This is a genomic window from Vibrio sp. V19_P1S1T109 (genome assembly GCF_002241375.1).
GTDB lineage: Bacteria > Pseudomonadota > Gammaproteobacteria > Enterobacterales > Vibrionaceae > Vibrio > Vibrio anguillarum.
Genome location: NZ_NDIM01000040.1, coordinates 1 through 3,688, shown reverse-complemented (window position 1 = coordinate 3,688; position 3,688 = coordinate 1). Strand labels below are relative to the sequence as shown.

Sequence of the window (3,688 nt, the reverse complement as noted above, 5' to 3'; positions counted from 1 at the left end):
TAATCAAAGAATAAATAAGTGATGCCATGGTAAATCAAGAGCATGAATTTCTGTTAGAAATGACAGGAGTGAGTAAAGAGTTTCCCGGGGTTAAGGCATTAGATAAAGTTAATTTGAAAGTTCGACCACACTCTATTCATGCGTTAATGGGAGAGAATGGTGCAGGTAAGTCGACGCTATTAAAATGCCTTTTTGGAATTTATGATAAAAACGAAGGTGATATTATATTTTTAGGCGAACATGTGAATTTTCAATCGTCTAAGCAAGCTTTGGAAGCGGGTGTTTCCATGGTCCACCAAGAGCTTAACCAAGTATTACAATGTTCTGTAATGGATAATATTTGGCTAGGGCGTTACCCAAAGAAAGGACTCTTTGTCGATCACGATAAAATGTATCGCGATACCAAAGAAATCTTTGATGAACTCGATATTGATATAGACCCGAAAATTAAAGTGGCTAAATTATCGGTATCACAAAGGCAGATGGTCGAAATAGCGAAAGCGTTTTCTTACAACGCGCGCATTGTGATCATGGATGAACCCACGTCCTCTTTGACTGAAAAAGAGGTATCGCATCTTTTTACTATCATTAACAAGTTGAAAGAAAAAGGCTGTGGCGTGGTGTACATCTCTCACAAAATGGAAGAAATATTTACTATTTGTGATGAGATAACCATCTTGCGTGATGGGCAATGGGTTGATACGAGGCCGTTGAAAGGGCTCGATATGGACAAAATCATTTCGATGATGGTTGGCCGTGAATTAACACAGCGCTTTCCCACAAAGACCAATGTGCCAAAAGAAATTATCCTCGAAATCAAAAATTTAACAGCACTGAACCAACCCTCTATTCAGGATATTTCGTTTGATCTCAGAGAAGGTGAAATCTTAGGTGTGGCTGGGCTCGTCGGTTCAAGACGCACTGATATTGTGGAAACCATTTTTGGGGTTCGTGAGCGTAGTAACGGCCACATTATGTTACATGGCCGAGAGATGAAAAACCGTGATGCACATGAAGCGATCAATAGTGGTTTTGCGTTGGTGACAGAAGAGCGTCGTTCAACCGGCATTTACAGTAATTTAGATATTACCTTTAACTCTTTGGTTGCCAATGTGGATGAATACAAAACCAAATTAGGTTTACTGAGTAATAAAAAAATGAGGAGTGATACACAGTGGGTAATTGACTCCATGAGTGTAAAAACACCTTCTCATGAAACATCAATCGGTTCTTTGTCTGGTGGTAATCAGCAGAAAGTCATTATTGGCCGTTGGTTGTTAACTCAGCCAGAAATATTAATGCTTGACGAGCCGACTCGGGGTATTGATGTCGGAGCAAAGTTTGAAATTTATCAATTGATATTGGAATTAGCGAAAAAGAATAAAGGGATTATTATTATCTCTTCCGAAATGCCAGAGTTGTTAGGCATTACCGATAGAATATTGGTGATGAGTAATGGCCGAGCTGCGGGAATCGTTAATACTAAAGACACTTCACAGAATGAAATATTAGAGCTGGCCTCTCGTTACCTCTAGGGAAATTATTATGGATTCAGTTAAAACATTTGCAATGAAGCACCTAAAGGAAGGTGCGATCTATGCGGTTCTATTTATTCTTCTGGCAATTATTATTATTCAGGAGCCATCATTTTTAAGTTTACGCAACTTTAGTAATATATTAACGCAATCTTCAGTGCGCGTTATTATTGCATTGGGTGTGGCGGGGCTGATTGTAACGCAAGGAACCGACCTTTCTGCTGGACGTCAAGTGGGTTTAGCCGCTGTAATTTCGGCAACACTTTTGCAATCAATTGATAACGTCAACAAAGTATTCCCCAGCATTGGTGACGTGCCGATTGTGGCTGTGATTCTTTGTGTGTGCGCGATCGGCGCGATCATCGGCTTAGTGAACGGTGTGATTGTTGCTTATTTAAAAGTAACGCCGTTTATCGCCACATTAGGCACCATGATCATCGTCTACGGGATTAACTCTCTCTACTACGATTCGGTGGGTGCATCTCCAATTGCAGGTTTTGATGAGCGTTTCTCTTCATTCACTCAAGGTTTTATTCGATTCGGGGATTTTAGGTTTTCGTACATAACCTTCTACGCCATTATCGCGATTATCTTTACATGGATTTTGTGGAATAAGACCGTTTTTGGTAAGAACATTTTCGCGGTCGGCGGTAACCCAGAAGCCGCAAAAGTTTCTGGTGTTAATGTGCCATTGACGCTACTGAAAGTGTATGCTTTATCGGGTGTGTTCTATGCGTTTGGCGGTATGTTGGAAGCTGGCCGTATCGGCAGTGCGACCAATAACCTTGGCTTTCTGTACGAGTTGGATGCGATTGCAGCCTGTGTTGTGGGTGGTGTGTCATTTGCTGGCGGTGTCGGAAGCATTGCGGGTGTGGTCACGGGTGTGCTTATCTTCACTGTGATCAACTATGGTATGACCTACATTGGCGTGAGCCCTTACTGGCAGTACATCATTAAAGGCGGCATTATTATTTTCGCTGTCGCGTTGGACTCAATGAAGTACGCGAATAAGAAATAACCGCCTAAGAGCAAAAATACAATTTTCGACATTTAATCGCCGAAAATTGTCGAAATAAAATAAACAAAGAGCGCTTTTATCGGCGCTCTTTTACTATTGCTCATTAGGAAGCGTACGTTTTTCAAAATAGCGCACAATCTCCTCGATCAATATTTTGATACGTGACGGTTGGTGATCACGATTGGGATAGAGCAGATGCAAGTCCGATCCTGTGGCCAGATCGTGTGAACTAAAACTTTGCCGATAATCTTCCAAGAGAAGAACGAGTTTCCCAGCATTGAGATCGGGTTGAATATCGAGTTGTGATTTGAGTGCAATACCTGCGCCTTCGAGTGCCCACTGACGAATCACTTCGCCATCATTAGACAAACGTGATGGTTTGATCAGAATATCTTGAACGACATCTCCTTTAAGAAAAGACCAACGCGTTAATGATTCACTTTTGCGTAGCATACCCAAGCAAGCATGCTGTTTGAGATCCTCTGGGTGTGTCGGTTGACCATGACACGCTAAATATGCGGGTGAGGCACAAAGAACGCGGCGACTTGTTGCTAATTTTCTGGAAACCAATTGACTATCTTTGAGTGTGCCGTAACGCAATACCAAATCAAGTTTTGTTTCATATATCCCTAACACACTGTCACTAAAGGTAATCTGAGGCACAATTTTAGGATGTCTTGCTAAGAAGGAGTCGAGCAGTGGCAGCAAATGTTGTCGCCCGAGATCTTTGGGTGCTGAAATTTTTATATTGCCTTCCAAGTGTGTTTTCTCGGCGAATAGCGAAGACTCGACTTCAGTGATGTTGGCTAAGGTTTGTAAACATAATGGATAGAAACGTTCGCCGGCTTCCGTCAATGCAATTTTACGTGTGGTTCTTTGCAGCAATTTCACGCCATAGTGGCGTTCAAGCTCTTGCAGTTTTAGTGTGACTGAAGCGGCGGACATATTGATGGCTTTTGCGGCGGCCGCCAACCCTTGTTGCTCAACAATGGCAACAAAGACCTCCATGTTCAATAATTTGTTCATTAAGATTCTATATCGCAGTTATTGTTAAGTAATCCTAAATACTCTTTTTAATTATAGCTAGATTATTTAGTGATTCTTTTGTTATAGCCTATGGATAACAACCCAATAC

At 41.6% G+C, this 3,688-nt stretch carries 3 protein-coding genes; 2 read left to right on the top strand and 1 reads right to left on the bottom strand.

All coding sequences use genetic code 11. The annotated features are described in order from the left end of the window. Window positions 1–26 precede the first annotated feature (26 nt). On the top strand, window positions 27–1,535 hold the full coding sequence (mglA, locus tag B9J87_RS02175; protein WP_013856963.1) for a galactose/methyl galactoside ABC transporter ATP-binding protein MglA: 1,509 nt from the start codon (window positions 27–29) through the stop codon (window positions 1,533–1,535). Window positions 1,536–1,545: 10 nt separating this feature from the next. Beyond that, window positions 1,546–2,553, top strand: coding sequence for a galactose/methyl galactoside ABC transporter permease MglC (gene mglC, locus B9J87_RS02170; RefSeq protein WP_013856962.1), 1,008 nt, complete (start codon window positions 1,546–1,548; stop codon window positions 2,551–2,553). Between the two features lie 93 nt (window positions 2,554–2,646). Here the strand turns inward: mglC and B9J87_RS02165 are convergent, their stop codons facing one another. Next, window positions 2,647–3,579 carry a LysR family transcriptional regulator gene (locus B9J87_RS02165; protein ID WP_094149269.1) on the bottom strand — a complete coding sequence of 311 codons (933 nt, stop codon included), beginning with the start codon at window positions 3,577–3,579 and terminating at the stop codon, window positions 2,647–2,649. Window positions 3,580–3,688 lie beyond the last annotated feature (109 nt).